The sequence below is a fragment of the Acidithiobacillus albertensis genome (assembly GCF_001931655.1).
Classification (GTDB): Bacteria; Pseudomonadota; Gammaproteobacteria; order Acidithiobacillales; family Acidithiobacillaceae; genus Acidithiobacillus; species Acidithiobacillus thiooxidans.
On record NZ_MOAD01000035.1, the window covers coordinates 1 to 4,239 of the forward strand.

A 4,239-nucleotide genomic window follows, 5' to 3' on the forward strand; every position below is an offset into this window, starting at 1 on the left:
TGTCGCATCAACAGGCAATGCGCCTGATACTGTGGTGACTAAACTTAACACGGCGCTCATTCACTCCATGAAAATGGGGCCATCCAGTAGCTATGAGAGTCGTTTTCACGCATTGTATCCCGAAATCAGCCACGCCTATGATTTTTCAAAAATCGCGCACTACAGCCTGGGGACCGCGTGGGATAAGCTGTCTGCTCCGGAAAAGAAGCAGTTTGTGCAGGCACTGACCCATTATTCTGTGGCAAATTATGCCGCGCATTTCACCCATTACGCCGGTCAAAAGTTTAGCAGCCCCGTCTCCAAGAGCGTGCTTGGCCACCGAATGATGGTCAGCACTACGTTGAAGTCCGGCAATGGCGGTAAAAACAATACGTTTGATTATCTGCTCAGCCAAAACCATGGCCAATGGAAAATTGTCAATGTAATGACAGACGGTGTCAGCAACCTGGCGATGCAGAAAGCTGAATTTACGGGTGCTCTGAAAAAAGGCGGGATCCATGCACTGATGAATGGCATCAATAAACGCTCGGAAATGTTGGCCCACGCAGCGCGATAATAGCTCCGTTCATTGGATGAATGGCGCTATCCATAAAGGAGATTATGATGAATAAAACACAGGTGAAAGGTCGGGCAAAACAGGTCAAAGGTACCGTCAAAGAAGTCGCCGGTAAAATTACCGGAAATGCTCAACAAGAGGCTGAAGGTAAAGTCACAAAGAAAGCAGGAGAATTACAGGAAAAATGGGGTAAATTCAAAAAGAAGCTATCCGATTAAATGTTTTCTCGTCCTCTCTTGATTGAGAAAATTATTCCATGAGTAACTACTGGAGTTTAAGATTATGAGTAACAATCCTATTATTGCCATCAACCAGTCAAAAGTAACCAACCGGCCGGAAAGTTATGAAACCATGATGAAGGTTGGGCCCAAGGTTTGTATCACTACGGCCTCTCATCCCGGTTTTTTAGGTTTTGAACAATTGTTGCAGACGGGTATACATCCCATGGCTGGGCGCTATGGTGGTGGCGCTATTGATATGCATGAAACCCTGAATCCTATTTCCATGTTTCAGTACACCGCATGGAAAGACGTGAAGTCGCATGAAGAGATGCATCATGAAAACTTCAAGGAAATTTTTGAATTATGTGGAAGCTGCCTGGATATGGTCATAGAGGGGCCATGGGAACCCTACTATGAAGTCATTCGTTCCGATCTCCCCCTGATTATGGGTATGACCGATATCCCGGCAGTTTTAGGAAAGTCTTTCGCAGAGCAGAAGCCCGTGCCTAAAGTAGCATTATCGGCAAAGCGAAGTATTGCCATTGGTGACCATTGGGTGATGGACGGGCATGAGGAAGCTTTTGAAAAAGGGGCCATAGAGACGCTCACCTGGATGAAAGAAAATGTTCCGGGCATGATCGGCTGGATGGTCATGAAACAGTTTGGCGTTTCTGCCATTGGATCGCTTCAGCTCGATCCCAAAGGGATGCTGAAGGCCACACTGGGCGCCAACCCACCAGAGTACAACACCAACTATGGCAGCCAGGTGCCTGATAAGCCGCTGATTCCGGGACAGAAGCCAACGCAGTACTTGGTGCATGAAGCCAACGCAGTACTTGGTGCATATGGAATGGGAGTCTCCTGAACATGCGCATATAGGCATAGCCCATGCGATGCTGGATTACGAGTTGCGGCAGATTCACAATGAGGGTGTACTTGCCCATTTGGATAAGGGGCCTTACTACATGCTTTTTGAGCCCATGATGGAACAGGGACAATGGCGTAAAAAATTAGTAAGTTAATGGCAAGCTGGAAAAGATCTGTCATTTTCACTTACAGATCTGAACTTTTCAAAAACAGCCCCTGGGGAATTGCTTCGTAATGGGTAATGATGGGGCTGTACATCATGGTCAATTAAAGTGGATTGCGGTATTACCAGTATTCAAGTTTGGAGTGCAACACCACTGTTTAACCCAAATTCCGCGATTGAATTAAGTGAGCATGGTGAATGGGCTATACAAGCTAAATCTATCTCAGCTGTTAAGGCCAATTTTGCGTTATCTCCATAAAATACTACTGTAATTATAGATGAGGGTAGCGACCATACCAATGTGGCCACTCTGATTCAGGTGCACGGACAAATCATCAACCTATTCGTTGCCCATGGGGAGCAACAAGCACAGCAGCAAAGTCCATTGCCAGATGAATATCAACGGGTTTTAAGGTCCTGAGTTTGGCGGTTGTCAAGGTAAGGTAACAGTCTTTGAAGGCTGAATGGTGAATTTTGGTTGCAGCATTCAGTTTAATTAAAGATAGAGCCACGAGACATGGTTCTATGCCCTTCAATTAAATAGTATTCCTTTATAGGAGTAATGATTGTGCTGCTAGAAAATACATTACCAATTTTGCTGAGTCGGCTGGATTTTGCCTGGATCACTTCTATGCATATTCTTTGGCCGCCGCTAACTATTGGAGTATCATTGATTCTTTTGGGATTAGAGGTGGCCTGGTTACGTTCTGGAGACGAACGATGGTATAGGCTGAATCGATTCTTTGAGAAAATATTTATTATCAATTTTGGCGCTGGCGTAGCAACAGGCGTGACGATGGAACTGGCTTTTGGAATTTTGTACGGCCCTTTCTCTCAGGCTGTCGGTTCTTTCTTTGGAAACATTCTGGGTTTCGAAACCATCACCGCCTTTATGTATGAAGCCGGCTTCATTGGCCTCATGGTGTTTGGCTGGAACAAAATCGGCAAAGGTATGCATTTGTTTTCTACCTTTAACGTGGCGTTTGCTTCCAGCTTGTCGGCTTACTGGATTCTGGTGGCCAATGGCTGGATGCAGACTCCCGATGGGGTGGTGCTTAAGGATGGTATCTTCCAAGTGACCAACTGGTGGCAAGCTATTTTCAATGAAAGCAACGCATGGGGTTTCCCGCATATGTGGATTGCCTGCTTTATTTTGGGATTGTTTGTTCTGGCTGGCATTAGTGCCTGGTTTATTCGCAAGAATCGTCATGCCGATTTATTCGTCAAGATGCTGAAACCCGCCATTCTGGCCCTGCTGATCGCTACGCCGATACAAATCTGGTTGGGTGATGGCCTGGGCGTTGATGTGGCCCATAGCGAACCAACCTCGCTGGCTGCCATGGAAGGGCATTACCATACCTATTTGCCCAACGGCCAGGTTAACAGTGCCTGGAACCTGATTACCATTCCCAATGCTGCCAATGATGGAAGTCTGTTTTCAATCCGTATTCCTCATGTATTAAGCCTCCTGGAAACCCACACACTGAATGGTGTGGTTCTCGGTCTGGATCAGTTCCCGGCCAAGGATCGCCCCGATGTCTGGGTCCCTTTCTATTCCTTCCGGGTTATGGTCGCGATTGGTTTCTTCCTGTTCTTTATGGCTCTATGGGGTACCTCCCTCATCCTGCGTGGGCAACTGACGGTGGAGGGATTGCGTAAACGCCCCTGGTTTTTGCGGGCCATGGTCTTTAGTGCTTTTTTACCGTATCTGGCCGTCTGGACCGGCTGGTGGACCCGCGAAGTAGGGCGTCAACCCTGGGTGGTTTTCAACATCATGCGTACCTATGAGGGGGTTAGCCATATGGGTCTTGGTCAGGAAATCGTCTGGTTTGCCGGGTATGGCGTTTTTGAACTGACTGTCTGGGCCGGTGCCTGGTATTTCTTCTCCCGCGTGATCCGCAAGGGACCAGATCTGGAAAGTCCTTTACCGGGTGTGCCAGAGCAGCCTGCTGATCAGGAACACGCCGGCGGTGGACTGGCGAAACCGACTTTTGCCAAACCGACCTTTGGGAAAACCCATTAAGCGTGGTTTTCCGGGATCTTGATTCAAGGAGTAATACAATATGTTTGATCTCGCCAGAATCGCCACCACCCTAACGACGTGGTGGTGGCTGTTACTCAGTCTGATGTTTCTCCTCTATATTGCCCTGGATGGTGCCGATCTCGGCGCCGGAGTGTTTGCCCTTTTTTCTCCCGATGAGCAGGAGCGGGGCGCCATTATGGCTTCCATGGCCGGTATGTGGGATGGCAATGAAACCTGGCTGGTCGTTGCCGGCGGCGTTCTGTTTGGCGCTTTTCCGCTGGTGTATGGATCGGCCTTCAACTATCTGATGATTCCTTTGATGTTCGCTTTATGGGGCGTCATTTCGCGGGCTGTAGCCTTTGAGTTTCATGTCCATGCAACCGGAAGCAAGCGCTTTTGGGGTTGGGCC

General features: G+C 48.1%; 6 protein-coding genes. All 6 read left to right on the forward strand.

Annotated elements, in window-relative coordinates; genetic code table 11:
• Positions 1-556: ABC transporter substrate-binding protein (locus tag BLW97_RS16820; RefSeq protein WP_075324009.1), on the forward strand; the 556-nt coding region annotated here is incomplete at its 5' end.
• Positions 557-600: 44 nt separating this feature from the next.
• On the forward strand, positions 601-774 hold the full coding sequence (locus BLW97_RS16825; protein WP_075324010.1) for a CsbD family protein: 174 nt from the start codon (positions 601-603) through the stop codon (positions 772-774).
• Between the two features lie 64 nt (positions 775-838).
• Positions 839-1,642 carry a sulfur oxygenase reductase family protein gene (locus tag BLW97_RS16830; protein ID WP_278278533.1) on the forward strand — a complete coding sequence of 268 codons (804 nt, stop codon included), beginning with the start codon at positions 839-841 and terminating at the stop codon, positions 1,640-1,642.
• Positions 1,623-1,799 (forward strand): sulfur oxygenase reductase family protein, encoded by a 177-nt coding sequence (locus BLW97_RS20265; protein WP_278278534.1) that lies wholly within the window; start codon positions 1,623-1,625, stop codon positions 1,797-1,799. The genes BLW97_RS16830 and BLW97_RS20265 overlap by 20 nt, the downstream gene beginning before the upstream one ends.
• Before the next feature lie 576 nt (positions 1,800-2,375).
• Positions 2,376-3,830, forward strand: a complete 1,455-nt coding sequence (locus tag BLW97_RS16835) for a cytochrome ubiquinol oxidase subunit I (RefSeq protein WP_075324011.1) — start codon at positions 2,376-2,378, stop codon at positions 3,828-3,830.
• 40 nt (positions 3,831-3,870) lie between these two features.
• Positions 3,871-4,239 (forward strand): cytochrome d ubiquinol oxidase subunit II (locus BLW97_RS16840; RefSeq protein ID WP_143214962.1); only part of this gene is annotated, 369 nt, incomplete at its 3' end.

Coding starts and splice junctions, on each gene's coding strand:
- BLW97_RS20265 (WP_278278534.1), top strand. CDS start 1,623: ATGGAATGGGAGTCTCCTGAACATGCGCATATAGGCATAGCCCATGCG.
- BLW97_RS16830 (WP_278278533.1), top strand. CDS start 839: ATGAGTAACAATCCTATTATTGCCATCAACCAGTCAAAAGTAACCAAC.
- BLW97_RS16825 (WP_075324010.1), top strand. CDS start 601: ATGATGAATAAAACACAGGTGAAAGGTCGGGCAAAACAGGTCAAAGGT.